This window comes from Streptomyces sp. ATexAB-D23 (genome assembly GCF_000373645.1).
Lineage (GTDB): Bacteria > Actinomycetota > Actinomycetes > Streptomycetales > Streptomycetaceae > Streptomyces > Streptomyces castrisilvae.
Window position 1 is genome coordinate 203,729 of the sequence record NZ_KB892046.1, and the last position, 24,895, is coordinate 228,623.

Annotated in this window: 24 protein-coding genes, 1 tRNA gene and 1 pseudogene; 15 read left to right on the forward strand and 11 right to left on the reverse strand. The window is 69.3% G+C overall.

All coding sequences use genetic code 11. The features are described from left to right. Positions 1–83 precede the first annotated feature (83 nt). Positions 84–812, reverse strand: coding sequence for a type 1 glutamine amidotransferase (locus B082_RS0128695; RefSeq protein ID WP_018555245.1), 729 nt, complete (start codon positions 810–812; stop codon positions 84–86). Between the two features lie 34 nt (positions 813–846). Next, entirely contained in the window at positions 847–2,085 is a 1,239-nt protein-coding gene (locus tag B082_RS0128700; RefSeq protein ID WP_018555246.1) for a Mur ligase family protein, read from the reverse strand. Positions 2,086–2,476: 391 nt separating this feature from the next. Between B082_RS0128700 and B082_RS0128705 the strand changes: the two genes are divergently transcribed. Then, positions 2,477–3,643 (forward strand): alanine--tRNA ligase-related protein, encoded by a 1,167-nt coding sequence (locus tag B082_RS0128705; RefSeq protein ID WP_018555247.1) that lies wholly within the window; start codon positions 2,477–2,479, stop codon positions 3,641–3,643. A gap of 47 nt (positions 3,644–3,690) precedes the next feature. On the opposite strand, the gene B082_RS0128710 is transcribed toward B082_RS0128705, so the two are convergent. Then, positions 3,691–4,890, reverse strand: a complete 1,200-nt coding sequence (locus B082_RS0128710) for a right-handed parallel beta-helix repeat-containing protein (protein ID WP_018555248.1) — start codon at positions 4,888–4,890, stop codon at positions 3,691–3,693. 306 nt (positions 4,891–5,196) lie between these two features. On the opposite strand from B082_RS0128710, the gene def reads away from it, so the two are divergent. Continuing rightward, complete coding sequence (gene def / locus B082_RS0128715; RefSeq protein ID WP_018555249.1) at positions 5,197–5,751, forward strand: peptide deformylase; 555 nt, start codon at positions 5,197–5,199, stop codon at positions 5,749–5,751. A 19-nt stretch (positions 5,752–5,770) separates the two neighbouring features. Here def and B082_RS0128720 read toward each other — a convergent pair whose 3' ends face one another. Then, positions 5,771–6,421: a TetR family transcriptional regulator gene (locus B082_RS0128720; RefSeq protein ID WP_018555250.1), complete on the reverse strand. Its 651-nt coding sequence runs from the start codon at positions 6,419–6,421 to the stop codon at positions 5,771–5,773. A 170-nt stretch (positions 6,422–6,591) separates the two neighbouring features. Between B082_RS0128720 and B082_RS0128725 the strand changes: the two genes are divergently transcribed. Both B082_RS0128725 and B082_RS0128730 read left to right on the forward strand, forming a co-directional pair. Continuing rightward, positions 6,592–7,818, forward strand: a complete 1,227-nt coding sequence (locus tag B082_RS0128725; RefSeq protein WP_018555251.1) for an acyl-CoA dehydrogenase family protein — start codon at positions 6,592–6,594, stop codon at positions 7,816–7,818. Between the two features lie 159 nt (positions 7,819–7,977). Continuing rightward, a complete protein-coding gene (locus tag B082_RS0128730) occupies positions 7,978–8,376 on the forward strand; it encodes a hypothetical protein (protein WP_018555252.1) in 399 nt (132 codons plus the stop codon). 31 nt (positions 8,377–8,407) lie between these two features. Here B082_RS0128730 and B082_RS0128735 read toward each other — a convergent pair whose 3' ends face one another. Both B082_RS0128735 and B082_RS0128740 read right to left on the reverse strand, forming a co-directional pair. Next, positions 8,408–8,896, reverse strand: a complete 489-nt coding sequence (locus B082_RS0128735; protein WP_018555253.1) for a glutathione peroxidase — start codon at positions 8,894–8,896, stop codon at positions 8,408–8,410. 34 nt (positions 8,897–8,930) lie between these two features. Further along, positions 8,931–9,473 (reverse strand): GNAT family N-acetyltransferase, encoded by a 543-nt coding sequence (locus B082_RS0128740; RefSeq protein ID WP_018555254.1) that lies wholly within the window; start codon positions 9,471–9,473, stop codon positions 8,931–8,933. A 241-nt stretch (positions 9,474–9,714) separates the two neighbouring features. Between B082_RS0128740 and B082_RS0128745 the strand changes: the two genes are divergently transcribed. Next, positions 9,715–10,149 carry a DUF7144 family membrane protein gene (locus B082_RS0128745; protein ID WP_018555255.1) on the forward strand — a complete coding sequence of 145 codons (435 nt, stop codon included), beginning with the start codon at positions 9,715–9,717 and terminating at the stop codon, positions 10,147–10,149. Between the two features lie 187 nt (positions 10,150–10,336). Then, positions 10,337–10,561, forward strand: a complete 225-nt coding sequence (locus tag B082_RS0128750; protein ID WP_018555256.1) for a DUF6011 domain-containing protein — start codon at positions 10,337–10,339, stop codon at positions 10,559–10,561. A 4-nt stretch (positions 10,562–10,565) separates the two neighbouring features. On the opposite strand, the gene B082_RS0128755 is transcribed toward B082_RS0128750, so the two are convergent. Next, the gene (locus tag B082_RS0128755) at positions 10,566–11,450 is read right to left on the reverse strand and encodes an acyl-CoA thioesterase (RefSeq protein ID WP_018555257.1); all 885 of its coding nucleotides are present in this window, start codon (positions 11,448–11,450) and stop codon (positions 10,566–10,568) included. Positions 11,451–11,490: 40 nt separating this feature from the next. Beyond that, the gene (locus tag B082_RS0128760; protein WP_018555258.1) at positions 11,491–14,004 is read right to left on the reverse strand and encodes a DEAD/DEAH box helicase; all 2,514 of its coding nucleotides are present in this window, start codon (positions 14,002–14,004) and stop codon (positions 11,491–11,493) included. A gap of 170 nt (positions 14,005–14,174) precedes the next feature. Between B082_RS0128760 and B082_RS0128765 the strand changes: the two genes are divergently transcribed. Further along, entirely contained in the window at positions 14,175–14,966 is a 792-nt protein-coding gene (locus B082_RS0128765; protein WP_026250306.1) for a metal-dependent hydrolase, read from the forward strand. A 63-nt stretch (positions 14,967–15,029) separates the two neighbouring features. Here the strand turns inward: B082_RS0128765 and B082_RS36900 are convergent. Continuing rightward, positions 15,030–16,046, reverse strand: a pseudogene (locus B082_RS36900) (ABC transporter ATP-binding protein); the annotation flags it as partial. A gap of 49 nt (positions 16,047–16,095) precedes the next feature. Here B082_RS36900 and B082_RS0128775 point away from each other — a divergent pair. The 3 genes from B082_RS0128775 to B082_RS0128785 all read left to right on the forward strand — a co-directional run bounded on the left by B082_RS0128775 (position 16,096) and on the right by B082_RS0128785 (position 19,079). Continuing rightward, complete coding sequence (locus B082_RS0128775) at positions 16,096–17,739, forward strand: recombinase family protein (RefSeq protein ID WP_018555261.1); 1,644 nt, start codon at positions 16,096–16,098, stop codon at positions 17,737–17,739. An 852-nt stretch (positions 17,740–18,591) separates the two neighbouring features. Continuing rightward, complete coding sequence (locus B082_RS40305) at positions 18,592–18,948, forward strand: endonuclease VII domain-containing protein (RefSeq protein ID WP_018555262.1); 357 nt, start codon at positions 18,592–18,594, stop codon at positions 18,946–18,948. Positions 18,949–19,006: 58 nt separating this feature from the next. Beyond that, positions 19,007–19,079 (forward strand) — tRNA-Asp (locus B082_RS0128785). A gap of 272 nt (positions 19,080–19,351) precedes the next feature. Here B082_RS0128785 and B082_RS0128790 read toward each other — a convergent pair. After that, positions 19,352–20,056 carry a GntR family transcriptional regulator gene (locus B082_RS0128790; RefSeq protein WP_026250307.1) on the reverse strand — a complete coding sequence of 235 codons (705 nt, stop codon included), beginning with the start codon at positions 20,054–20,056 and terminating at the stop codon, positions 19,352–19,354. Between the two features lie 69 nt (positions 20,057–20,125). Then, complete coding sequence (locus tag B082_RS0128795; protein ID WP_051094710.1) at positions 20,126–20,371, reverse strand: hypothetical protein; 246 nt, start codon at positions 20,369–20,371, stop codon at positions 20,126–20,128. 425 nt (positions 20,372–20,796) lie between these two features. On the opposite strand from B082_RS0128795, the gene B082_RS0128805 reads away from it, so the two are divergent. The 5 genes from B082_RS0128805 (at position 20,797) to B082_RS0128830 (ending at position 24,886) form a co-directional block, all read left to right on the forward strand. Next, complete coding sequence (locus B082_RS0128805) at positions 20,797–21,054, forward strand: hypothetical protein (RefSeq protein ID WP_037711085.1); 258 nt, start codon at positions 20,797–20,799, stop codon at positions 21,052–21,054. A gap of 566 nt (positions 21,055–21,620) precedes the next feature. Further along, a complete protein-coding gene (locus B082_RS39050) occupies positions 21,621–22,028 on the forward strand; it encodes a hypothetical protein (RefSeq protein ID WP_106435553.1) in 408 nt (135 codons plus the stop codon). Positions 22,029–22,032: 4 nt separating this feature from the next. After that, positions 22,033–22,629, forward strand: a complete 597-nt coding sequence (locus B082_RS38380; RefSeq protein WP_037711088.1) for an HNH endonuclease — start codon at positions 22,033–22,035, stop codon at positions 22,627–22,629. Positions 22,630–22,758: 129 nt separating this feature from the next. Then, the gene (locus B082_RS36915; RefSeq protein ID WP_018555269.1) at positions 22,759–23,154 is read left to right on the forward strand and encodes a hypothetical protein; all 396 of its coding nucleotides are present in this window, start codon (positions 22,759–22,761) and stop codon (positions 23,152–23,154) included. 19 nt (positions 23,155–23,173) lie between these two features. After that, positions 23,174–24,886, forward strand: a complete 1,713-nt coding sequence (locus B082_RS0128830) for a terminase (RefSeq protein WP_018555270.1) — start codon at positions 23,174–23,176, stop codon at positions 24,884–24,886. Positions 24,887–24,895: the final 9 nt, after the last annotated feature.

Here is a 24,895-nt window from a genome sequence, read left to right on the forward strand (position 1 = left end):
CGGGACCGAACCGGGCGTCCGCCTGCTGGACTCCGCTCAACTGAGCCCGATCGACCTCATCGGACCGATCAGAAAAGGCCTGGTCAGGCGGGCTGTGTGGCGGCCGCGACGCGCTCCGCGCGCAGCGCCTCGTACCACCGGTCGTCGGTGGGCGGAAGAGCGTTCACATCGAGCGCCAGCTTCAGCAGCAGATCCGCGATCAGCGGGTTCCGCGCCATCACGGGACCGTGCATGTAGGTGCCGAAGACCGTGTCGTTGTACGCGCCCTCCGTGCCGTCGCCCGTGCCGTTGCCCCGGCCGAACCGCACCCGCGCGAACGGCCGTGCCGTCGGGCCGAGATGCGTGACGCCCTGGTGGTTCTCGAAGCCGGTCAGCGGCGGAAGACCGAGCTGCGGGTCGATGTCCCCCAGCACGTCGCCGACGCACCGCTCACCCTCGCCGCGGGTCGAGACCACGTCGAGCAGTCCGAGACCCTGCTCGCGCTCACCGAGGTCGTTCACGAACTCGTGGCCGAGGATCTGGTAGCCGGCGCAGACCGAGAAGATGATCGCGCCGTTGGACGCGGCCCGGCTGAGGCCGCCGTCACGCCGCAGCCGCTCCGCCGCGAGCCGCTGCGGCCGGTCCTCGCCGCCGCCGATCAGATAGATGTCCCCGGACGTGGGGACCGGCTGGTCGCTGCGGACATCGACGCGCGACACGTCGAGACCGCGCTGACGGGCCCGGCGCTCCACCACCAGGGCGTTGCCCTGATCGCCGTAGGTGCTCAGCAGGTCCGGGTAGACCCACACCAGCCGCAGGCTGTTGTTGCTCATGCTTCGTCCTCTCCGGAGGGGGCCGGGGCCGGGGTCAGTTGCCGACACGACGGCGCAGATCCTGGAAGGCGGTGTAGTTGGCGATGACCTCGATGCGTCCCGGCGGTGCCTGCTGCACGGCCTCATCGAGGTTCTCGCAGACCCGGAAGTCGAGCCCGGCCACTTCGAGCCGGACCGCGAGGTCCAGCTTGCGGTCGCCGAGCACGAAGATCGGGTGGCCCGCGAGCTGGGTGTAGTCGACGTCCCAGAGCCAGGAGGTGTCCGTGCCGTCCGCGCCGCGCGCGTTGACCGACAGGATCACCGGGGTGGGCGGCGGGTCGATCAGGGAGAACGTCTCCAGCCAGCCCGCCGGGTTCTTCGCCAGCAGGAGCCGCAGCTCACGGCCGAGGAAGCCCACCACGTCGTAGCGGCCGGCGACGGCCTGCACCTGGTACATGCGCTCCAGGGCCACCTGGGGCGGCACACCGAAGACGGCGGCGACGGCCGCCGAACTCGTCGCGTTGGCCTTGTTGGCGCGGCCGGGGAGCTGGAGGTGGATCGGCCACGCCGAACCGTGCGGGTCGAGCACGTAGTCCCCGTGCAGAACCCAGCTGGGCGGCGGGCGGCGGAAGCCGCACTCGCCGCAGAACCAGTCGTCGCCGGGGCGCTGCATCACGCCGCCGCAGGACGGGCAGGACCAGGCGTCGTCCTTCCACGCCTGGCCGGCTGCCACCCACACCACATTGGGGGAGGAGGAGGCCGCCCAGACGATCAGCGGGTCGTCGGCGTTGGCGACGATCACGGCCTTGGAGCCGGACAGCCCCTCGCGCCACTTCTCGGCCAGCATCCGCGTCTCGGCGGCCCGGTCCAGCTGGTCGCGCGAGAGGTTGAGCAGCGCGATCACCTTGGGCGTCGTGTCGCGGGCGACCCCCGCGAGGTACTTCTCGTCGACCTCGATCACGCCGTACTGCGCGTCGGAGCCGCCGGCCAGGGCCGAGGTGATGCCCGCGGGCATGTTGGCGCCCAGCGCGTTCGAGACGACCGGGCCCGCGGCCCGCAGCGCCTCGGCGATCAGCCGTGTGGTGGTCGTCTTGCCGTTCGTCGCCGACACGAGGATCACGTCCAGGTGCTGCGCCAGCCGCCCGAGCAGGTCGGGGTCGAGCTTGAGCGCCACCCGGCCGCCGATCACCGATCCGCTGCCCCGCCCGGCCGCCCGCGACACCGCCGCAGCGGCCTTGCCCGCCGTCACGGCCAGCTTGGCCCGCGGCGACAACGGCTCCGTGTTGCCTGCCATCGTCCTAGATCCTCCTTGCATCGGTCCGCCGCCCAGCCTATCGATGTCCGGCGCGGTGACGGCACCGCGGCACCGTCCGGCACGTGGAGTTCCCGTGGAATGCGCGGCGCGCGGGAGCGCCATCGCGTGGTCCGCGGGTGCGCCGGCCCGGAATTCCGGGTGCGCCGGCGGCCGGGAGCGCGTTACCGTCGCCGATATGAACGTCATCGGCCCGATCACCACCGCGACCGCGCGAGCGCCCGGCTCGCCGGTTGCCGCCGTCTGACATTCCCCTCCCCCGGCGACCGGAAACGGTCCGTCGGCAGTGCCGCGGTATTCGTGCCCCGGCCGGGTGACTGAACGGGTCCCGTTCTCCGGTGCCTCCCCGCTGCGATGCGAAGGAGTCATCCCCATGGATACGGAACAGCTGGCCCGCACGTTCGTCGAGTACTTCGAGGACCGCGGCCACCACCGCGTCGTCGGCTCGACCCTGCTGCCGCCGCCCGGCGACCCCGTGCTCTTCACCACGTCCGGCATGCACCCGCTCACCCCGTACCTGGAGGGCCGCCCCCACCCCGGGGGCAGCCGGCTCGTCAACGTACAGCGCTGTCTGCGGACCACCGACCTGGACGAGGTCGGGGACGCCACCCACCTGACCGTCTTCGAGATGCTCGGCACCTGGTCGCTGGGCGACTACGACGGCCCGCGCAGCCTCGACTGGGGATACGGCCTGCTCACCGAGGGGCTGGGGGTCGACCCCGGACGGCTGCACGCCACGGTGTACGCGGGTGACGACCGGACCGAGCGGGACATGGCCTCCCTGCGGCTGTGGCAGGCCCTCGGTGTCCCCGTCGAGCTCACCGTGGAGGACAACTGGTGGTCCAACGGCCCGGTCGGGCCCTGCGGCCCCGACTCGGAGATCTTCCTGTGGAACGGCGAGGGCCCGCCCGTCTCCACCCCCACCCGGGACGAGCGGTGGGTGGAGGTGTGGAACCACGTCACGATGAGCCACCGCCGGCTCGACGACGGCTCGCTCGTGCCACTGCCCCGGCGCAATGTCGACACCGGGCTCGGTCTTGAGCGGCTGGCCACGCTGCTCCAGGGCAGGCGGTCGGTCTTCGAGTGCGACGCCTTCGACCCCTGGCGCCGCCTCGTGCCGGGCCTGTGGCCGCTGGACGAGGTGTCGCTGCGGCTGGTCTGCGACCATCTGCGGTCCGCGGTCGTCGTCATCGGGGACGGGGTGCGCCCGGCCGCCACCGGGCGGGGGTACGTGCTGCGGCGCCTGCTGCGGCGGGTGCTGACCGTGCTCCGGCGCGACGATCCCTCGCGCACCCTCGGGGACCTGCCGCCCGAACTGGTCCGGCACACCCTGGACCACTTCCGGCAGGACCTGGACCCCGGTGTGGTGCCGCGGGTACTGGCCGAGGAGGAGCGCCGGTTCGCCGGGCTCCTGGAGCGGGGCCGTCAGGTGCTCGCCCGGCCCCGCTTCCGAGGGCCGCTGACCGACGAGGACTTCCACTACCTCCACGACACGCACGGTCTGCCGCGCGACCTGATCACGAGCCTGCGGGAGGGGTGAGGGGGAGCGGTGCCGGGGGTATGCCGTACCCCCGGCACCGCGGCCGGTCACGGCGTGACGATGTTCCCGCCGAACGACACCACGAGGCGGCCGTCCGAGGCGAACGACCACTGCATGGCGCCCTCGTACGCGGAGCACCGGGAGCCGTTCGATCCCGACCAGAACTGGTTGGAGCTGTCCGCGTCCCCGACGGTCTTGTCGTTGGAGCCGCTGCCGCTACGGCAGGAGGTGTTGTCGCGGAACACCGAAGTGCCCTTGTCGAAGGAGAAGTTGCGCTCCTCGTTGTCGATGCCGATGTTGTCCGACACGGTCATCGAGCCGGGGTTGCTGTTGTACGTGAACCCGTGGTGCCCGTTGTTGTAGGCGATGTTGCGCCGCACGATGTGGTCCACCTCGATGCCGTCGCCGCCGAGCTTGAAGCCGTTGCGGTCGCCGTCGTCGTTCACGGTCCCGTCGGAGAGGGTTCCGTTGTCGTAGGAGAGCGAGTCCTCGATGGTCACCGGACCGATGGGGCCGGTGTCCTTCTTGGTGTAGAGGTCCCAGCCGTCGTCGATGTTGTTGTGGGAGACGGTGTAGCGGAAGACGTTGCCGGGGCCCGAGGTGAGCTTGGACGCGAAGCCGTCGGCGTCCTCGCCGTCGGAGTCGGCGTTGTCGTGCGACTCCGAGCTCAGGATGAGGTTGTCGGCGGGCCACTCGTCGTCGGGGGTGCTGGAGGAGATCCGCGAGATCTGCAGGCCCGAGTCGTGGTTGAAGCGCGTCACGACGTGCTCGATGACGTTGTTGCTGCCGCCGACGAAGATGCCGTTGTCACCGGCGTGCTCGACCGTGATGCCGTCGATGTGCCAGTAGGCGCCGTTCACCGCGAGCCCGCGGTTGGCAGGGTCCTCGCTCATCTCCGAGAAGTTCAGCACCGGTTGCTCGCCCGGGTAGGCGGCCATCGTGGTGCGGGCGCCCGACGTGCCGTCGTTGCCCGGCTCGATGGTGACCGTCTGCCCGTAGTGGTACGTGCCGCCGCGCAGGTAGATCGTCCCTCCGGAGTCGACCCGGCCGATCGCCGAGGACAGCGTGGTGGGGTCCGACTCCGTGCCCGCCGCGTCGGCGGTACCGTCCGGCGCCACGTACAGCGCCGCCGCGGCCGCTCGCACGGAGGCCGTCTCGTGCGTCGGGGCGGCCTGCGCGGTGGCGCCCAGGGTGGCGAGCGAGCCGGCCAGCAGGCCGGCACATGCGAGAACAGTTTTGATCTGCATCGTTCGACTCCAGGTGGGGGGAGGGTAGGGCGCGGACTTGCGCCCGGCCCGGTGCAAGCGCTTTCCATCGACCGTAGAGTGGTGCCATGGGCACGTCAACGGTCATGCATGTGTGCGTTGGTCATGGACGTGAACGCGGGGGAGTCGCTGAGCGCCCGAACCGCTCACGTTCGGCACCCGCGTCACGCGTCACGTAGGCGGCCCCGGGGTCGTGCCCGGAGTCCGGCCGGGTGACCGGAGCGCGGGAGTTGACGGGGGTCGGGGGCGGGGTGCCCGGCGTGTCCGGGCGGTCGTGCGGAACGTACGATGGCCGCCATGCGAAACCGCCCGATCCCCGGCACTTCCGGAATCGTCCGGACCATGAGCCTGCTCGGCGACCCGGTCCTGCACGCGGCGTGCGAACCGGTCACGGACTTCGGTCCCGCGCTCGCCCGGCTCGTCGAGGACATGTACGCCACGATGTACGAGGCGCGGGGCGTCGGGCTCGCCGCGAACCAGATCGGTGTGCCGTCAAGGGTGTTCGTCTTCGACTGCCCCGACGACGAGGACGTGCGCCACCTGGGCCACGTGGTCAACCCCGTACTGGTGGAGGCGGACGGTGTCACCGTGCGCGGACCCGAGGGCTGCCTCTCGCTCCCGGGCCTGGAGGCCGGCACACCGCGCTTCGACCACGCCGTGGTGGAGGGGGTGACGGTGGGTGGCGAGCCGGTGCGGATCGCCGGGACCGGCTTCTTCGCGCGCTGCCTCCAGCACGAGTGCGACCACCTCGACGGCCGGGTCTACACCGACCGGCTGACCGGTCTGCGCCGGGCTCGGGTGCTGCGCGCCGCCCGCCGGGCACCCTGGGGGCGCACCGGCTGACCGGCTGACCGGTGGCTCGTCAGAAGCCGGGGCCGCCCGTGCGGTCGCCGGCGGCGGCCAGCCTGCCCCAGAGGAGATCGGCCAGGCTCCGCACCAACTGCTCGCGGGAGCACGGGCGTTCGCCCAGCCACCAGTCGCCCGCCGCGTGCATCATGCCGACGATGCCATGGCCCCAGATGCGGGCCATCGCCTGACTGTCCGGGCCGAGGTCCACCCGCTCGGCGATGACGGCCGCGAGCTCCTCGCCCAGGCGGCGCAGCAGCGGCGCGGAGTGCCGTCCGACGTCGAAACCCTGCTCGGGAGAAGGGGTGGCGTCGTCGGACGGGTGCATCAGGAAGCGGTAGACCTGAGGGCGTGCCTCGATGGCCGCGAGATAGGTGTCGAGGGTCGACTCGACCCGTTCGCGGCGGTCGGCGGGTGCGTCGAGGGCGGCGCGCAGGGCGCTCAGCAAGGCGTCGGTGTGCCGCTTGGCGAGGGCGCGGTAGAGGCCGCCCTTGTCGCCGAAGTGCCGGTAGAGGATGGGCTTGGTGATTCCCGCCTCGGCCGCGATGGCGTTCATCGAGGCCCCGGGGCCGTCCCTGAGTACCACGCGGTCGGCGGCTTCGAGCAGCTCACGGCGGCGGCGCTCCGCCGAGGTCCGCTGGCGCTCCGCCTGTCGTGTGGTCTCCATGTCGTTTCTCCCACCCCTGGCCGTGCCTGTCCGTCCTGCCTGCGCAACGTAACACCCTGTCCGGCGCGGCGCGGATGGCGTCTCACGTGGTTGACAGAGGCTACTTGCCGGTAACAGACTGTTGTTACCGCAAGTAACGAGGCGTTTCGAGGCAGCACGTGGAGGGGAACATGGCCGAGTTCACGCTCGAACTCAACGATGACCAGAAGGAGGTCCGTGACTGGCTTCACGGCTTTGCCGCTGACGTGATCCGTCCGGCCGCTTCGGAGTGGGACGAGCGTGAGGAAACGCCCTGGCCCGTCATCCAGGAGGCGGCGAAGGTCGGGATCTACTCCCTCGACTTCTACGCCCAGCAGTTCTTCGATCCTACGGGGCTCGGCATCCCGATGGCCATGGAGGAACTGTTCTGGGGCGACGCCGGCATCGCCCTGTCGATCGTCGGTACGGGGCTGGCGGCCGTCGGCGTCCTCGCCAACGGCACCGAGGAGCAGATCGGCACCTGGATCCCGCAGATGTACGGCGACGCCGACGACGTCAAGGTCGCGGCCTTCTGCTCCTCCGAGCCCGACGCCGGCTCCGACGTCGCCTCGATGCGCACCCGCGCGGTCTACGACCAGGCCAAGGACGAGTGGGTGCTCAACGGCACCAAGACCTGGGCGACCAACGGCGGCATCGCCAACGTCCACGTGGTCGTCGCCGTCGTCGACCCCGAACTCGGCTCCAAGGGGCACGCCTCCTTCATCGTCCCGCCGGACACCCCCGGCCTGTCGCAGGGCCAGAAGTTCAAGAAACACGGCATCCGCGCCTCGCACACCGCCGAAGTCGTCCTTGAGGACGTGCGCGTCCCCGGCCACTGCCTGCTCGGCGGCAAGGAGAAGCTCGACCAGCGCCTCGCCCGCGCCCGCGAGCGTGCCGCCTCCGGCGGCGAGCGTGTGAAGAACGCGGCGATGGCCACCTTCGAGGCCTCCCGCCCGGCCGTCGGCGCCATGGCCGTCGGTACCGCCCGTGCCGCGTACGAGGTGGCGCTGGACTACGCCAGGACCCGGACCCAGTTCGGCCGGCCGATCATCGACAACCAGGGCGTCGCCTTCCAGCTCGCCGACATGCGCACCCAGATCGACGCGGCCCGCCTCCTGGTCTGGCGCGCCTCCTGGATGGCCACCGCCGGCAAGCCCTTCGAGTCCGCCGAGGGCTCCATGTCCAAGCTGTACGCGAGCGAGACCGCCAAGAAGGTCACAGCCCAGGCGATCCAGATCCTCGGCGGCAACGGCTACACCCGTGAATACCCGGTCGAGCGCATGCACCGGGACGCCGCGATCTACACGATCTTCGAGGGAACGAGCGAGATCCAGCGCCTGGTCATCGCCCGCACCCTCTCCGGCATGCCGATCCGCTGACGGCCCTCAGCGGCCCGGAACGCGACCCGGCCCCCGCCCCCGGCACCACGTGCAGGGGGCGGGGGCCGGGTCGCGTGTACCGCTCACGATGGTGTGCACCTGCCATGTACCTGTAGATTCCCCGTGGAGATCGTGACCGGGTGATGGAGGGGGCAGAGCATGGTGGGGACCGGTGGAATACGGCTCGCGGCGGCCGTCGCTGCGGCGTTCGGGCTCGTCGTCACCGCCCAGGGAACGGCGTCCGCCGCGCCCCGGACGGTCGACGCGACATTCGGCGGCTACGGGGAATGGAACGCCGACCCCTACGGCGGCGCCCCCGGCGACTCGATCCGCGCCTGCGACACCTCGGCCGACGGCTGGAGCATCGAGGTGAAGCTCGACATCGGCGGGGACGGCACCTGGGACCGCATCGCCACCACCCGTGGCCACACCGCGCCCTACTGCACGTCGTGGAAGACCGGCAACATCAAGGAGGGCACCCCCGTCCGCGTCCAGGTGGCGAACGTGAACGGTGGTGCCACCTACCCCAAGGGCTCCCTGCTGCTGAGCCGCGCCTGAGGCCCGCGCCCCCTGAACAGGGAGCCGTGCCTCAAGCCGGGAGCTGCGCCTCGATCGCGGCCACCAGCTCCGGGGCCTCCGGCTCCGTACGCGGGCGGATACGGGCCACCGGCTCACCGGCCGGCGAGATCAGGAACTTCTCGAAATTCCACTGGACGTCCCCGGCCTCGCCGTCCGCGTCCGCGAGCCGCGTCAGCTCCGCGTACAGCGGGTGCCGGCCGGCGCCGTTGACGTCGGTCTTCTCCAGCAGCGGGAAGGTCACCCCGTACGTCGTCGAGCAGAACGTCCGGATCTCCTCCGCGCTCCCCGGCTCCTGGCCGGCGAACTGGTTGCACGGCACGCCGAGCACGGTCAGACCGCGGTCCCCGTACTCCTTCTGGAGGCGCTCCAGCCCGGCGTACTGCGGGGTCAGACCGCACTGCGATGCGACGTTCACCAGCAGCACGGCCCGGCCGCTGTAGGCGCCCAGGGTGGTCGGCTCGCCGCTGAGGGTGCGGAGCGGGATGTCGTACAGCGTCATGAAGGTCTCCTCGTCGGTGTCTTCCCGCCCATTCTTACGCCCGGGGCTCCCGGGGTGCGAAGCCGGCCGCCTTGTAGTAGAAGGTCGTCGGCTTCAGGACCCCGGCCGGGTCCGCCGCGTAGTCCGGGACGGACCCGCACTCCGTCCAGCCGGCCGACCGGTACAGCCCCTCCGCCAGGCCCCCGCTCTCCGTGTCCAGGACCAGCAGCGTGATGCCGTCCTCACCGGCCGCGCGCTCGACGGCGTCCAGCAGCTCCCGGCCGAGACCGCGGCCGCGGGCGGACGGGCGGACCATCAGCTTGGTCACCTCCGCGCGGTGGCGGGCATTGGGCAGGGGCGCCCTGACCAGGCCGACCGTTCCGGCGATGCGTTCCCCGTCCCGGGCCAGCCACACCTGCAGCCGTCCGGCGTCCACGGCGGCGGCCCGCTCCCGCCACCAGTCCGCGGCGGCACCCCGGTCCAGGGGCGCGAGGAAACCCACCGACGAACCGCCCTCGACGGTCTCCACCAGCAGAGCGGCCAGCTCATCGGCGTACGTGACCAGCTCGGGTCCGGACACCTGGACGATCTCGGTCATGGGGCGGGTCCTTTCACGGTGACGGCGGGATGCGGCGCCGTCGACGCCTCGACCATCCCTCCGCGCGGACCGGCAACGCGGCCGCGCGATCATAACTCCAGGTCGGCACGGGTGCGAGCAGCCCCGCACAGCTACTGCCCGCCGTTCTGCCGGACACGCGTGCCCATGCCACGCTGGAATCGGGACGCCCGGCGGGCACACCTCTCCTGCCGGGTGACCGAGCCAGTAAAGGAGGCCCCAGATGGCCGGCACCGGCAGTGCAGCACAGACGACCCGCGGCACCAGCGGCCCGCACCATCCGTTCAGAGCGGGCTGGACGGCGTTCGCGGCGGTCCTGATGATCTTCGGCGGGGCCATGGCGGTCCTCCAGGGGATCTCCGCCATCGCCAAGGACGACGTGTTCGTCGCCACGCGCGACTACGTCTTCCAGTTCAATCTGGCGGGCTGGGGCTGGATCCACCTCATCCTCGGCATCGTCATCGTGCTCGCCGGCTTCGCCCTGTTCACCGGGGCCCTGTGGGCGCGGGTCGTGGGCGTCGTACTCGCCGGACTCGGCGCACTCGCCAACTTCGCCTGGCTGCCGCACTACCCGCTGTGGTCTATCGTGCTCATCGCCATCGACGTCTTCATCATCTGGGCGCTGTGCTCGGACTCCGACCGCCGAGAAAGGGCCTGACGGCGCCTCACGGCTGCGTCGGCGGCACGAGCGTGCCACCCGGCGCGGACTCGGGGCCGCGAGTGCGCGCGGGCGGGCGGCCTCCGGTGGCACGGACCGGCGCGAGGACGAGGGCTCGCGCCACCGGGCGTTCCCGGGGCGGGTGTACCCCGTACGGCCAGGACCGGACAGCTGGGAGTATGACCACGTGGAGTCACCCGAAGCCGCCCCCGCGACCGAGCCGCTGCCCGGCACCGCCACGGCCACCGGCCCCCGCACCGTGCGTTGCCGCCTCTGCGGACGGCCGCTCACCGGCACAGCGTCCCGCCGCACCGGCCTCGGCCCCTCCTGCGACGCCAAACTGCACCCCGCGCCGCCCGCCATCCGCCACCGGCGGCACGAGGTCGAGCAGGACGTGCTGCCCGGCACCTGAGGCGTTACGCGGACGGGGCGTCGCCCAGCCGCCTGAACAGCCCCTCCTGCACCACCGACACCAGCAGACTGCCCGCACGGTCGTAGATCCGGCCGCGCGCCAGCCCCCGCCCGCCCGTGGCGATCGGCGACTCCTGGTCGTACAGGAACCACTCGTCCGCCCGGAACGGCCTGTGGAACCACATGGCATGGTCCAGGCTCGCCATGTCGAAGCCGCGCGGCCCCCACAACGGCTCCACCGGGATGCGGACCGCGTCCAGCAGCGTCATGTCACTCGCATACGTCAGCGCACACGTGTGCACCAGCGGATCGTCGCCCAGCGGACCCACCGCGCGCATCCACACAGCGCTGCGCGGGTCGGCGCCCTCGACCTCCTCCCGCGTCCAGCGCAGCCGGTCGACGTAGCGGATGTCGAACGGCTGGCGCCGCGCCATCCGCTCCAGGGCCTCCGGCAGACCGCCCAGGTGCTCGCGCACCTCTTCGGCGACCGTCGGCAGCTCCTCGGGACCGGGCACGACGCGGGCCGGCGGCAGCTGGTGCTCGAAGCTCGCCTCCTCGGGGCGGTGGAACGACGCCGTCAGGTTGAAGATCGTCCGGCCCTGCTGCACGGCCGTCACCCGGCGGGTGGTGAACGACCTGCCGTCCCTGACCCGCTCGACGTCGTAGACGATCGGCACCCCCGGTCGGCCCGGACGCAGGAAATAGGCGTGCAGCGAGTGCACCGGCCGGTCCCCGTCCGTGGTGCGGCCGGCGGCCACCAGAGCCTGCCCCGCCACCTGCCCGCCGAAGACCCGTTGCAGGGACTCGTCGGGGCTGCGGCCACGGAAGATGTTCACCTCGATCCGCTCCAGGTCGAGCAGGTCGACCAGGCTCTCGGCGGGGTTCGTCATGCCGTTCCTCTCCACTCTCGCGGTGACCTCGCGCGTCCGCTCACAGCTGGCCCACGGAGGTGACCCGCACGACCGCCCGGCCCTCTTCGTCCGACGCCGCGAGGTCGACCTCGGCGCTGATGCCCCAGTCATGGTCGCCGTTCGGGTCGGCGAACGTCTGACGGACCCGCCACAGACCGTGCTCGGCGTCCTCGTCGATCTTCAGCAGCTTCGGCCCGCGCGCGTCGGGACCGGTGCCCAGCTCCTCGTACTCGTCCCAGTACGCGTCCATCGCCTCGCCCCACGCGTCCTCGTCCCAGCCCGCGTCCTTGTCCAGCTCGCCGAGGTCACGCACCCGGTCCAGCGCGGCCAGCTCGACCCGGCGGAACATCGCGTTGCGCACCAGGACCCGGAAGGCGCGGGCGTTCGCCGTGACCGGCTTGACCTCGTCGGCCCGCTCCTGCGCCTGCTCGGCCGTCTCGACCTCCGGGTTGGCCAACTGCTCCCACTCGTCGAGAAGACTGGAGTCCACCTGACGGACCATCTCACCGAGCCAGGCGATCAGATCCTCCAGGTCCTCGGACTTGATGTCGTCCGGGATGGTGTGCTCCAGCGCCTTGTACGCGCTCGCCAGATAGCGCAGCACGATCCCCTCGGTGCGCGCCAGCTCGTAGTTGGAGGTGAACTCCGTGAACGTCATGGCCCGTTCATACATGTCACGGATCACCGACTTCGGCGACACCGGATGGTCGCCCACCCACGGGTGGCTGCGCCGGTAGACGTCGTACGCGTGCCACAGCAGCTCGCTCAGCGGCTTCGGGTACGTCACCTCCTGGAGCAGCTCCATCCGCTCCTCGTACTCGATCCCGTCGGCCTTCATCTGCCCGACCGCCTCGCCGCGCGCCTTGTTCTGCTGCGCGGCCAGGATCTGGCGCGGGTCGTCCAGCGTCGATTCCACGACCGAGACCATGTCCAGCGCGTACGACGGCGAGTCCGGGTCCAGCAGCTCGAACGCGGCGAGCGCGAACGTGGACAGCGGCTGGTTCAGCGCGAAGTCCTGCTGGAGGTCGACGGTCAGCCGCACGATACGGCCCTCCGCGTCCGGCTCGTCCAACTGCTCCACCACGCCACCGTCCAGCAGCGAACGGTAGATCGCGATGGCCCGGCGGATGTGGCGCAGCTGCGCCCGGCGCGGCTCGTGGTTGTCCTCCAGCAGGTGCCGCATGGCCTCGAAGGCGTTGCCCGGCCGGGCGATCACGGACAGCAGCATCGTGTGCGTGACCCGGAAACGGGAGGTCAGAGGCTCCGGATCGGACTGGATCAGCTTGTCGAAGGTGGTCTCCGACCAGGCCACGAAGCCCTCGGGAGCCTTCTTGCGGACGACCTTGCGCTTCTTCTTCGGGTCGTCGCCGGCCTTCTTGACCGCCTTCTCGTTCTCGATGACGTGCTCGGGCGCCTGGGCGACGACGAAGCCCGCCGTGTCGAAACCCGCCCGCCCTGCCCGGCCGGCGATCTGGTGGAACTCACGGGCCCGCAGCGTGCGCACCCGGGTGCCGTCGTACTTGGTGAGGGCGGTGAACAGCACGGTGCGGATGGGTACGTTGACGCCGACGCCGAGCGTGTCCGTACCGCAGATCACCTTCAGCAGACCGGCCTGAGCCAGCTTCTCCACCAGCCGGCGGTACTTCGGGAGCATGCCGGCGTGGTGCACACCGATGCCGTGCCGCACATAACGCGAGAGGTTCTGGCCGAACTTGGTGGTGAAGCGGAAGTTGCCGATCAGATCGGCGATCTTCTCCTTCTCCTCCTTGGTGCACATGTTGATGCTCATCAGCGACTGCGCCCGCTCCACCGCGGCGGCCTGGGTGAAGTGCACGATGTACACCGGCGACTGCCTGGTCTCCAGGAGCTCGGTCAGCGTCTCGGTGATCGGCGTCAGCCGGTACTCGTAGCTCAGCGGCACCGGACGGGTCGCCGAGCGGACCACGGAGGTGGGGCGGCCCGTACGCCGCGTCAGGTCCTCCTCGAACATCCGCACGTCGCCGAGCGTCGCCGACATCAGGATGAACTGCGCCTGCGGCAGCTCCAGGATCGGGATCTGCCAGGCCCAGCCCCGGTCCGCCTCCGCGTAGAAGTGGAACTCGTCCATCACGACCTGGCCGATGTCCGCGTACTTCCCGTCGCGCAGCGCGATGGAGGCCAGCACCTCGGCGGTGCAGCAGATCACCGGGGCGTCGGCGTTGACCGAGGCGTCCCCGGTGAGCATGCCGACGTTCTCCGTGCCGAACAGCTTGCACAGGTCGAAGAACTTCTCCGAGACCAGCGCCTTGATCGGGGCGGTGTAGAAGGTGACCTTGTCCTGGGCCAGGGCGGTGAAGTGCGCACCCGCCGCGACCAGGCTCTTCCCGGACCCGGTGGGCGTGGAAAGGATCACGTTGGCCCCGGAGACCACCTCGATCAGCGCCTCCTCCTGAGCGGGGTAGAGGGTGATCCCCTGCGTCTCGGTCCAGGACGAGAAGGCCTCGAAGAGGGCGTCGGGATCGTCGGTCGGGGGCAGCTGATCAATAAGGGTCACGCCCCCATCTTGCCTGCCTTCGGCCCCGATGAGGGAACCGGACGACAGCGGGAAGATCACGGACGATACGCTGCCCTCTCAACTCGGCCGCGCCGCAACGGCGGTGGCCGGGCCTCGCGCGCAGGTACCGCCTGGCGCACTCGGCGACACCCACGGGGGGCTCAGCAGTCATGATGGGACCGGCACACTCACTGTCCGGGGCAGCGGCCTGGCTGGGGGTGGGTGCCGCCGCGGCTGCCGCCGGCCACCCCATGCCGTGGCCCGTCCTCGTCGTCGGCGCGCTGATCAGCGCGGGCGCGGCGCTCGCCCCCGACCTCGACCACAAGTCGGCGACCATCTCGCGCGCCTTCGGGCCGGTCTCACGCACCCTGTGCGAGATCGTCGACAAGCTCTCGCACGCCGTCTACAAGGCCACCCGGATGCGGGGCGACTCCACGCGCAACGGCGGCCACCGCACCCTGACCCACACCTGGGCGTGGGCGGTCCTGATCGGCGCCGGCGCCTCCGGCGCGGCGTTCACCGGCGGCCGCTGGGCCGTGCTGGGCATCCTCTTCGTCCATCTGGTCCTCGCCGTCGAAGGCCTGCTGTGGCGGGCCGCCCGGGTCTCCAGCGACGTCCTGGTCTGGCTGCTGGGGGCGACCAGCGCGTGGATCCTCGCCGGCATCCTCGACCAGCCGGGCAACGGCTCCGACTGGCTCTTCACCGACCCCGGGCAGGAATACCTCTGGCTCGGGCTGCCCATCGTGCTCGGCGCCCTCATCCACGACATCGGTGACGCGCTGACCGTGTCCGGCTGCCCGATCCTGTGGCCGATCCCGGTCGGCCGCAAGCGCTGGTACCCCATCGGCCCGCCGAAGGCCATGCGTTTCAAGGCCGGCAGCTGGGTGGAGATCAAGGTGTTGATGCCGGTGTTCATGGTGCTCGGGGGAGTGGGCGCGGCGTTCGCGATGAACGTCATCTGACACCCGTACCCCGGGGGCCGGCCGGTCGGCCGGCCCCCGGGAGCGTCCACGGGCCCCGGACCGTCAGCCGTGCCAGGACCGCCACAGCGCCGCGTACGCGCCGTCCGCCGCCACCAGCTCGTCATGGCTGCCCAGCTCGCTGATCCGGCCCTCCTCGACCACGGCGATCACGTCCGCGTCGTGCGCGGTGTGCAGCCGGTGCGCGATCGCGATGACCGTACGCCCGTCCAGCACCCGGGCCAGCGACCGCTCCAGATGCCGGGCCGCGCGCGGATCGAGCAGCGAGGTCGCCTCGTCCAGGACCAGCGTGTGCGGGTCGGCCAGGACCAGCCGGGCCAGCGCGATCTGCTGTGCCTGTGCCGGTGTGATCACCAGACCGCCCGAGCCGACCTCGGCGTCGAGCCCCGCCTCCAGGGCCCTCGCCCAGCCGTCCGCGTCCACCGCCGCGAGCGACGCCCACAGCTCCGCGTCCTCGGCGTTCGTACGGGCCAGCAGCAGGTTGTCCCGCAGCGAACCGACGAACACATGGTGCTCCTGGTTGACCAGCGCCACATGCGAACGGACCCGCTCCGTCGCCATGCGCGCCAGCTGCGCGCCCCCGAGCGTGATCTCACCGGTCCGCGGGGCGTAGATCCCCGCCAGCAGCCGCCCCAGCGTCGACTTGCCCGCACCCGACGGGCCGACCAGCGCCAGCCGCGTACCCGGCGCGACGTCCAGCGACACCCGGTGCAGCACATCGACCCCGTCCACGTACCCGAACCGCACCTCGTCGGCCCGCACGTCCCCGCCGTCCGGGGCCACCGAGGCATCGCCCGCGTCCGGCTCGATCTCCCGGACACCCACCAGGCGCGCCAGCGACACCTGGGCGACCTGCAACTCGTCGTACCAGCGCAGGATCAGACCGATCGGGTCCACCATCATCTGGGCGAGCAGCGCACCGGTCGTGACCTGGCCGACGGTCAGATAGCCCTCGATGACGAACCAGCCGCCCAGCAGCAGGACCGCGCCCAGAATCGTCGCGTACGTGGCGTTGATGACGGGAAAGAGGACCGAGCGCAGGAACATCGTGTACCGCTCCCAGTAGCGATGCGCATTTGCGGTACCACGTCTGACGTGGCACGATCGGGGCATGACTCAGTCCGAGGGGGAGGACCCTTCGCTCCTCATCGATCTCTTCTGCCGGAAGAGCCGAGCGAAGGCAAGCAAGGGGAAGCGCGAGATCAGCATCAGCGCGCAGGAAACCCGGGGCCGGCTGATCGCCGATCGTCTGGGGCTCACGGTCCGGCACGTCTGGCGGGAGGTAGGCAGCGCCTCACGGTTCCGGACCGGCAAGAAAGCACGGACAGACCAGGACGCCGCCCTGCGCGCCCTGGAGCGTGGCGAGGTAGGGGCGCTATGGGTGTTCCGACTGGACCGCTGGGACCGCCGGGGGGCAGGCGCCATCCTCCGCATCATCGAGCCGGCGGACGGGCGGCCCCGGCGCATCCTGTTCGACAACGGCGATCCGGACAACCCCGGCGTCGGGCTTGACAGCTCCAACCCACGTGACCGTAAGGAGCTGATCCGACGGGCAGAAGACGCACGTGAGGAGACCGAGGTACTCAGCGAGCGAGTCAGGAACACCAAGACACACCAGCGGGCCAACGGCGAGTGGGTCAACCACTCTGCGCCCTACGGACTCAAGGTCGTCCTGGTGGAGGTGGAGGATGAAGACGGAGACCTTCTCGTCGAACGGAAGCTTGCCCTGGACGACGCACCGGCCGCACAGGGTGCCGACGCCCCGTCAAAGGCGAACATCGCATTCAAGGTGGCGTACGAACTGCCTGTGCAGAAGGAGAGCGGACGGGCGATTGCCCAGGCGATGAACAGGGCACACATCCCCTCTCCGTCGGGCGGTGAGTGGGCACACGCCACCGTGCGCGACATGGTGCGCAACCCTGCCTATGCCGGGTGGCAGACCACGGGGCGTCAGGACGGGCGCAGCCGGCGCGTCCTGTTCCGCGACGAGGCGGGGCGGAGGGTCAGCGTCATGCACGGGCCGGCGCTGCTCACCGACGAGCAGCAGACGGAGGCCATCGCCGCAATGCGCGGGACCGACGGGCGGGGAGTCTCGTCGGCAGGGCCGCACGACACGCGCGCCAAGTATCTACTCACCGGCCTGCTCATGTGCGGCGGGTGTGGGGGCCCCATGTCGTTCAGCGGAACGGGGTACAGGTGCTGGAAGCCGGCTGCGGGCAAGACCTGTCCGGCTCCCGCCTCCGTCGTCCGTCACCTGGCCGATGCCTTCGTACATCATCGCTGGGAAGCACGGCTGGCCGGTGCTGAGCCCGACGACCCCCTCGTGTACGCCGTGGCGGAGCGCTGGGCGGCTCGCGTGCAGCCGGTGGCGACCGAGGAGAGCCGGGCGGCCCTGGAGGCTCTGACAGCGGCAGAGAAGGCGTTGTCCCGCGTCTGGGCGGACCGCAAGGCGGGTCTGTACGAGGGCCCGTCGGAAGCCTTCTTTGCGCCGGCGCTCCGGGAGGTCACCGAGGACGTGGTGGCGGCGAAGAAGCGCGTCGAGGCCACCACCGCGCGACGGGGAGTGGACGTGTCCTTCCTCCTGGACCCCGCCATGTGTGAGGGCGCGTGGGAGGCGGCTGACGGTCAGTTGCGGCGCACACTGCTCCGACTGGCCATCGACAGCGTGACGGTGACCAAAGCACGGTCCCGGGGCGTGATGTTCGACGGGTGGAAGCAGACACGGTTCAAGTGGGCCGACGGGGAGGAGGACTAGTTGGTAAAGCCCAGGCAAAGGATTTGGGCGGGGCGGTGCACCATCGCGATCAAACCGAGCCGCCCTCGTCGCCCGCCCCCTCGTCGCCCGCAGCCTCCGCTGTCCACAGGGTGGTTGTGGATAACTGCGGAGGGTGACGGTGGTACCCGAGTTGTTCACCTTACGTAGCACCCTGTGTGCCAGATTGGCCATTTTGACAAGATGGACCCTTATTTTCATCTCTCCCTAACGCGCGAAGGGTCAAAGAGAAAATAGGGTCAGATTTGTCATTCTGTCCTCGGTCTGTCCAGGGGGCGGGGGAGGCGCGCATATAGAGAACACCCCGGCGAGAACTGCCGCCCCATAACAGAGTTAGGACGGGAAGCTTTTAGTGGCCGTCCTGAACGGTCGGCTTCGCTCCTGTGCTCCCGCACTCTCCTCCGGTTGAGCCGGTTGCAGCGAAGCCGACCGTCACATCTGCTGCCCATCGCCCCATAACTAAGGTGGCGGGGATCATCCCCTCCGATGAGGGAGGAGACGATGGAGACCTTCAGCTACCGGCAGGTGCCTGTTGTGGACACCTGCTCGTCCCCCGGATGTACCAGCGCGGCGGAGGTAGGCAGGCACTGTCCCGCCTGCGCTGTGCGACGGTACACACAGACGGCCATCCGCCCGGACACGCCGACGAGGTACGGTCCGGCGGAGCGTTCCGAATGCTCAGTTCCGGACTGCGCTCGAACCGCACCGAAGGGCCTCATGTGTGGCCGTCACAAGGCGCAGATGGAGCGGAAGGGACGCGTTCGACGTCTACCCCACAGCCGACGCCCTGGGGCCTCGCAGAGGCGAGACGACGAGGGCCGCAAAGAGTGCGGAATGTGCCTGCGGTGGCTGGTACCCGACGAGTACAACTCGTCGAAGCAGTACGCCGACGGTCTACAGCCCTACTGCTCCACCTGCAACACCGCAACCCGATACGGACTCACTCAGGCGGAACTCACCGCCATGCGGGAGGCGAGCGGGGGACGGTGCACCCTGTGCGGCAGGGAGAACACGACCGGGCGGCAGCTGGCTGTGGATCACGACCACGGGTGCTGCTCCGGGACCCGTTCATGCGGGAAGTGTGTCCGCGGGCTGCTCTGCGGTAGCTGCAACACAGGGCTTGGGATGTTCAAGGACTCCCCGGACCTGCTTCGAACTGCAATTGCGTACCTGGAGAAGTACGCCGCATAAGACTTCATGGCCCCGGCGAGCGACGGCGAGTGGCGCGACGCCCCGGGGCCATGATCAAGCTCCTGTAGCTCAGTGGTCAGAGCCCCCGCCTGTCGAGCGGGTAGCCGCCGGTTCGAGTCCGGCCAGAAGCGCGCTTGTCGGGTCCGACGTACGGCGGGCAGCCCGGCTTGCTGAAAGAGCCTTTCGCCGGCAATGGGGACAGGTCGACGTCACGCACTGCCGGCCAGCCAATCGGCGACCGGGAGCCAGCCTCTGACGTCTGCTGAGCCGCACGGCGCCCCGGGGCAGACCGGGAGCCGCGCGGAGGGATTCGTCAGGGCCGTGAACGGCGCCCTGGCTGACCGTGGGTTGGTGGGGACGCCACGGCACATGATCGTGTGGCGCAACTGGACAGCGCACCGCACTACGCATCGAAGTCGTACGACAGGGTGAAGGCGTTGGCGTCCATGACGAGATCGCTGACTTCAACAACCAGCTCATCAACGTCAAACGCTAGCCGACGGACCTCCAGTACCACAGCACTGCTCCGGAGATTCAGCTCCTGACGCTCAACCCCGGTCGCCAACCGACCCGTCACGGACTCGTTGAACCGCACTGGAGCGTGCCCCACGTCCGCCAGTCGGGCATAGATACCTCCGGGGCCGGTGTCCGCCTCCGCAATGGGCGTCCCGGCCGCGAGAGCCACCGGGATGCGGGAGACGGCGAGCATGACCGGGCGCACGCCGACGAGGTACCTGCGTGACCGCACGACGTCGGCGGAGTCCATCGTCACGCTGAGCCGGTCAATGACCAGGGCCTCCGAGCCCGTCTCCTTGTCCCACGGTGATGAGGCCGACCTCCAGACGCTTGATCGTGCTGGATTGGCCCTGACGATTCGCGGGACGACCGAGGAGGCCCGAACGAAGACGCCGGCGCCTTTCCGGGCGACGACGAGGCCCTCCTCCTGGAGGACTCCAAGAGCCTGGCGCGCGGTCATCCGGGCCACGCCGTACCGCTCCATGATGTCGTTCTCACCGGGTAGCCGATCGCCTTCGACAAGACGAGCTGATGCGATCTCGGAGCGCAGGTCATCAGCAATGCGGCGGTACTTCGGTCGGCTGTCGGTCATGGACCAACCCTAAACGCAGCCCCGCCAGGGAGGAGCGATCCTCTGGCGGGGCTGAGCTACTTCAGGAGGCTACGACCCCTGCCGGTGGAACGTCAGGCTGACGAACCGCTGGAGCCCTTCGCCCTGCGGGAACTGTGACGTCACCGTCCAGCCGATCGCTTCGACGCCGGCTATGGCCTCTGCCAGGTCGGTGTCATTTCGCGCCGGCCGCGGGTGGAACTTGTACGAGAAGACCCGGTCCCCCCGATCAAAAGCCACCCGGGCCACGTCTTCGATCGCCCCGTACCCACGTTTTGAAAGCCACCGCTTCAACATGCGGCCAGCCTACGGCCAACAACCAGGAGGTGGGGGCGGAATGGCATGGTCCGGGAGTGACCGGCGCAGCCAGCTGCCACGCAACTGGGCGGCCATCAGGCGGCGCATCATCCGGCGCGACGAAGGGCGCTGCACGGCCCTCTACAGCGACGGCCGGCGGTGCGAACTGCCCGGGACGGACGTGGACCACATCGTGCCCGGAGACGACCACAGGGACGTGAACCTGCGCCTTCTGTGCCCGTGGCACCACCAGCACAAGTCGTCATCGGAAGGCGGCACAGCAGCCGCCCTCACGCGGGTGAGCATTCATAAGCCACGTCCTGCGCACCCTGCCCTGGAGGATTGATGGACCCCCGCCCCACAAACAAGATCGGCATGTCCCCGGACGGCCACTCGGTGCCGGCCCTGCGCTCCCTGGCTCGCTCATGAGCGGCGCGCACGTGGTGCTGGAGGAGGCGGACGACACGGGCGAAGACGGGCTTCAGGTCACGCGCGTGAGGGTGAACGGGACCGACGTCGGCAGGCTGCATGTGGCCCCCGAGATCCACGTAGGGTCAGCGGGTGCACGAGACCTCACCACGATCACCCTGACGCTCGTGCCGGCTCACCTGGAGATCCGCGGCGAGCATGCCGACGGTGATCGTCGCGAGCCCCGAGCCGGCTTCACTGCCAAGATCAACTAGGGAATGCAATAAGTAATTGCGGTGTGAATTCATTTGAATTCGAATTGCATTTCAATTGCCTTTTGAATTGCCCTGGATAAAGTAATTTCAGGCTGCATGTATGTATGCTGCACCCAGGGGGATACCCCAAGATCATCGGGTCTAAAGACCGTAAGAGTGCTGGTGTCCGCTGTCTGTACGGGTCTGGGGACCTGGCATCGCGCCGTTGAGGCGGGCCGGCTGGGAGGCCGTCAGGCGCCCGCCTGGGGCCTTCTGGAGGTATCCAGGCGGAGCGGGAGGCGGATTTACCGTTACCGGCCAGCGAGTAGCCCCTTTCAGAAACCCCAGGTCAGCCTATGGATTACCGTTACACGCCGCTGTACACTGGAGCCATGAACACACGAATCTGCGAGTGGTGCCCGGAGCATCTCGGGGCGCGACACTCGCACCGAGCCCGCTTCTGTTCCACCCGCTGCCGTGTGGCATCGCACCGCGCAGCGAAGAGGAACGCGCTCCCCGCTGAGCTGACGACCCGCGACAGGTGGATCCGACGCTCGTCCACGAAGGTCCCGCTGACGGTCGCCGGCATGGCTGCCTCGTCGACGGACCCGCGGACGTGGAGCAGCTACAAGGACGCCGTCGCATCGTCGGCCGGCGTCGGTACGGGTTTCGTTCTCTCCGACGTCGACGACATTGTGTGCTTGGACCTTGATTATGCAGTCGATCCGATGACCGGACGCCTGAAAGCGTGGGCTGCTGCCATCGTTCGTGACGCCGGAGACACCTTTACGGAGATCTCCCAGTCAGGCTCTGGACTTCACATCTTCGGTTACGCCAACGTCCGACATGGACGGCGCATCCGACGAGCGGATGGGATGGCCGTGGAGGTTTATGGCGCCGGACGGTACATCGCCGTTACTGGTAATCGGTTCCGCAACTGCCCCAACGCCCTAGCCGACGTGACAGACGTGGTGACGCGCATCTTGGAGGGGTGACGCTGTGGAGAAGGTCTGTAAGACGTGCGGCGAGATGAAGCCGCTTGAGCAGTTCAGCCCGGTTACCCGAGGTAAGTATGGTCGCGCATCGGATTGCAAGCGATGCGCTGCTGACAAGAAGGCGGCGTACCGGGCCGCCAACCCCGAACGGATTCGAGCTGCTAACCAGAAGCACTACGCCGCCAACGCCGAACGCATACGCGAGAGCAAGCGGGCGTACAACGCGGACAACGCTGATCGACGCGCTGGGTACATGCACCGGTACCGCGCGGACAACCCCACGGCACGTCGTGAGTGGGGGCGGGCCAACCCCGACAAGGTGGCGGCTCATCGGCATCGGAGGCGTGCCCGCATAGCCGAGAACGGCTATGAGACGTACTCCCTGGTCGACGTATACGACGAGTCGGATTACCGCTGTGCGTACTGCGCCGGGCCCATTGAGCACCTGGACCACATTGTTCCCGTGGCAAAAGGCGGTGCAGACGTGAGGGCCAACGTAACTGGCGCCTGCGCGCTGTGCAACCAAACCAAGGGCGATATGGATCCCGAAGAGTGGATCAACCGGGTGTTGGCTTCCAACAAGCCTGTGTGGGCCCACTAACTGCGCAGCAACTCCCGGCATGGGCAGCGCTGCTGACCCTGAATGGGAGGTACCGAAGTGGCTGGACGAGGCCCAGCACCGAAAGACCCATCCAAGCGACGCCGACGCAACGCCGCGGAGCCCGAAACCGTGATCGTCCCTGACGACGAACTCCGGGGCCCCGAACTCCCTGAAGGCGTCCTGGGCGTCAACAAGAGTACTGGCGAACTCATCGCGTGGCACCCCATGACGCTCACGTGGTGGGACACCTGGCGCAAGAGCGCGCAGGCGCAGACCTTCACGGACACCGACTGGGCATTCCTCGTGGACACGGCACTCATGCACCATTCGATGTGGGCCAAGGGCCAATGGACCCTGGCCGCTGAAGTCCGCCTCCGGGCTGCCAAGTTCGGCGCCACACCGGAGGACAGGGCTCGGCTCAAGCTCAAGGTCGACGACCCCACGAACGCCCCGCAGAGGCCCGCTCAGGCCCCCGCAGGCAACGTCTCAGACATCAACTCACGGCGAGCGAGGCTGACCGGCTAACTACAGAGAGGGGGCGTTGATGCCGCACGTCACGGTACGCGCCCCTGGCCACGATCGAGCCCGCTCGCTCGGCTGGCTGGCGCTGGCGTGGATGGAGTTCATGGTCGTTCACGGCCCCGGTGACGTCCAGGGCGAGCCCGTCCGTCACGGCGACGAGTACAGCGGCTTCGTGGTGGACTGCTACGCGGTCGATGACGACGAGGGCAAGCTCCTCTACGACTCAGCGTTCTTCTCCCGCCCGAAGGGCTGCGACAAGTCGGGCCTGGGCGCCCGCATCGGCCTTTTCGAGGCCCTTGGCCCTGCCCGGTTTGCCGGCTGGGCTGAAGGCGGCGAGGTTTACCGCGACCCCTGGGGGTTTGGCTTCGAGTACGTCTACGAGGCCGGCGAGCCGATGGGCCGCCCGGTGAAGGTGCCGTACCTCCGGATCATGGCCACGGAAGAGGGCCAGACCGGCAACGTGTACGACACGATCTACTTCAACCTGACCGACGAGTCGTCACCCCTCTCCGCCATCCCGGGCATCGACCCCGGCCTGACGAAGATCAACCTGCCACAGGGTGGGGAGATCACTCCGTCAACTGCGTCGTCCTCCTCGAAGGACGGCGGCAAGGAGACGTGGGTCTGTTTCGACGAGACGCACCTCTATAACACCCCTGAGCTTCGTCGCATGTACGCGACCGTTACCCGAAACCTCCGCAAGAGGAAGAAGGGCGCCGGCACGTGGTACCTGGAGACGACCACGATGTTCGCCCCGGGGCAGGACAGCGTTGCTGAGCGGACGTACGAAGAGGCTGAAGCGATTCGGGAGGGCCGCAAGAAGCGCGGTCGCGCGAAGCTCATGTACGACCACCGGTACGGCGTCTGCAAGGACCTGAAGAATGAGGACGAACTCCGCGCCGCTCTCCGGGACGCCTACGGAGACGCCATGGAGTGGATCGACGAGGACACCCTCGTTGACGACTTCTATGACCTCCGCAACGACTCCGCGGACGGCAAGCGCTACTTCCTCAACTCCCGGACGTCCTCCTCCGACGCGTGGATGGACCCGGACGCCTGGCTGCTCTGCCGGCGTGACGAGGAGATCGCACCTGGTGAGCTGATCACCTTGGGGTTCGATGGATCCATCCGAGATGACGCCACTTCGCTCTGCGCAGCCCGCGTGTCCGACGGTCATCTTCAGCTCCTCGGAGTCTGGGAGAAGCCGGAGGGCCCGGAGGGGGACGGCTGGCAGGTGGACCGCGAATCCGTGGACTCCGCCGTCGCCCAAGCCTTCGAGCGGTACGAGGTGTGCGGCTTCTATGCCGACCCGCCACATTGGCAGGACTACGTAGATGCCTGGACCCGTGACCACGGCGAGAACCTTTCTGTACGCGCCACGCAGGCCCGCCCGCTGGAGTGGTGGACCAACCGCCCGACGGCCATGGAGCAGGCGCTCAACCGCTTCACGGAGGCCGTGGAGGACAAGGGCCTTTCGTGGTGCGGCACGGACAAGGTTGCCGACACCGATACCGAGCACGCCCGCAAGGGCGCCACGCTCTCCCGCCACGTACTGAACGCCAAGCGCCGGCCGATGGGCCGCAACCACATCGGCATCGGCAAGGAACACCCGAAGTCGCCGAAGAAGATTGACGCCGCCATGTCCGCGACGCTCGCCTACGAGTGCCGCGCTGACGCCGTTGCCGCAGGGATCACTAAGCGAAAGAAGCGGACTGGCCGCCTCGTCGCATTCTAGGGAGGAGGA

Bases quoted from the DNA above. Each gene is read 5' to 3' on its own strand.
- B082_RS0128735 (WP_018555253.1), bottom strand. From the start codon at position 8,896: ATGACGCTGTACGACATCCCGCTCCGCACCCTCAGCGGCGAGCCGACC.
- B082_RS0128710 (WP_018555248.1), bottom strand. From the start codon at position 4,890: ATGCAGATCAAAACTGTTCTCGCATGTGCCGGCCTGCTGGCCGGCTCG.
- B082_RS0128705 (WP_018555247.1), top strand. From the start codon at position 2,477: ATGGATACGGAACAGCTGGCCCGCACGTTCGTCGAGTACTTCGAGGAC.
- B082_RS0128775 (WP_018555261.1), top strand. From the start codon at position 16,096: ATGACTCAGTCCGAGGGGGAGGACCCTTCGCTCCTCATCGATCTCTTC.
- B082_RS0128745 (WP_018555255.1), top strand. From the start codon at position 9,715: ATGGCCGGCACCGGCAGTGCAGCACAGACGACCCGCGGCACCAGCGGC.
- B082_RS40305 (WP_018555262.1), top strand. From the start codon at position 18,592: ATGTGCCTGCGGTGGCTGGTACCCGACGAGTACAACTCGTCGAAGCAG.
- B082_RS0128795 (WP_051094710.1), bottom strand. From the start codon at position 20,371: ATGTTGAAGCGGTGGCTTTCAAAACGTGGGTACGGGGCGATCGAAGAC.
- B082_RS0128740 (WP_018555254.1), bottom strand. From the start codon at position 9,473: ATGACCGAGATCGTCCAGGTGTCCGGACCCGAGCTGGTCACGTACGCC.
- B082_RS0128730 (WP_018555252.1), top strand. From the start codon at position 7,978: ATGGTGGGGACCGGTGGAATACGGCTCGCGGCGGCCGTCGCTGCGGCG.
- def (WP_018555249.1), top strand. From the start codon at position 5,197: ATGGCCGCCATGCGAAACCGCCCGATCCCCGGCACTTCCGGAATCGTC.
- B082_RS0128805 (WP_037711085.1), top strand. From the start codon at position 20,797: ATGAGCGGCGCGCACGTGGTGCTGGAGGAGGCGGACGACACGGGCGAA.
- B082_RS0128790 (WP_026250307.1), bottom strand. From the start codon at position 20,056: ATGACCGACAGCCGACCGAAGTACCGCCGCATTGCTGATGACCTGCGC.
- B082_RS0128720 (WP_018555250.1), bottom strand. From the start codon at position 6,421: ATGGAGACCACACGACAGGCGGAGCGCCAGCGGACCTCGGCGGAGCGC.
- B082_RS39050 (WP_106435553.1), top strand. From the start codon at position 21,621: ATGGCTGCCTCGTCGACGGACCCGCGGACGTGGAGCAGCTACAAGGAC.
- B082_RS0128725 (WP_018555251.1), top strand. From the start codon at position 6,592: ATGGCCGAGTTCACGCTCGAACTCAACGATGACCAGAAGGAGGTCCGT.
- B082_RS0128700 (WP_018555246.1), bottom strand. From the start codon at position 2,085: ATGGCAGGCAACACGGAGCCGTTGTCGCCGCGGGCCAAGCTGGCCGTG.
- B082_RS0128695 (WP_018555245.1), bottom strand. From the start codon at position 812: ATGAGCAACAACAGCCTGCGGCTGGTGTGGGTCTACCCGGACCTGCTG.
- B082_RS0128830 (WP_018555270.1), top strand. From the start codon at position 23,174: ATGCCGCACGTCACGGTACGCGCCCCTGGCCACGATCGAGCCCGCTCG.
- B082_RS0128755 (WP_018555257.1), bottom strand. From the start codon at position 11,450: ATGACGAACCCCGCCGAGAGCCTGGTCGACCTGCTCGACCTGGAGCGG.
- B082_RS0128765 (WP_026250306.1), top strand. From the start codon at position 14,175: ATGATGGGACCGGCACACTCACTGTCCGGGGCAGCGGCCTGGCTGGGG.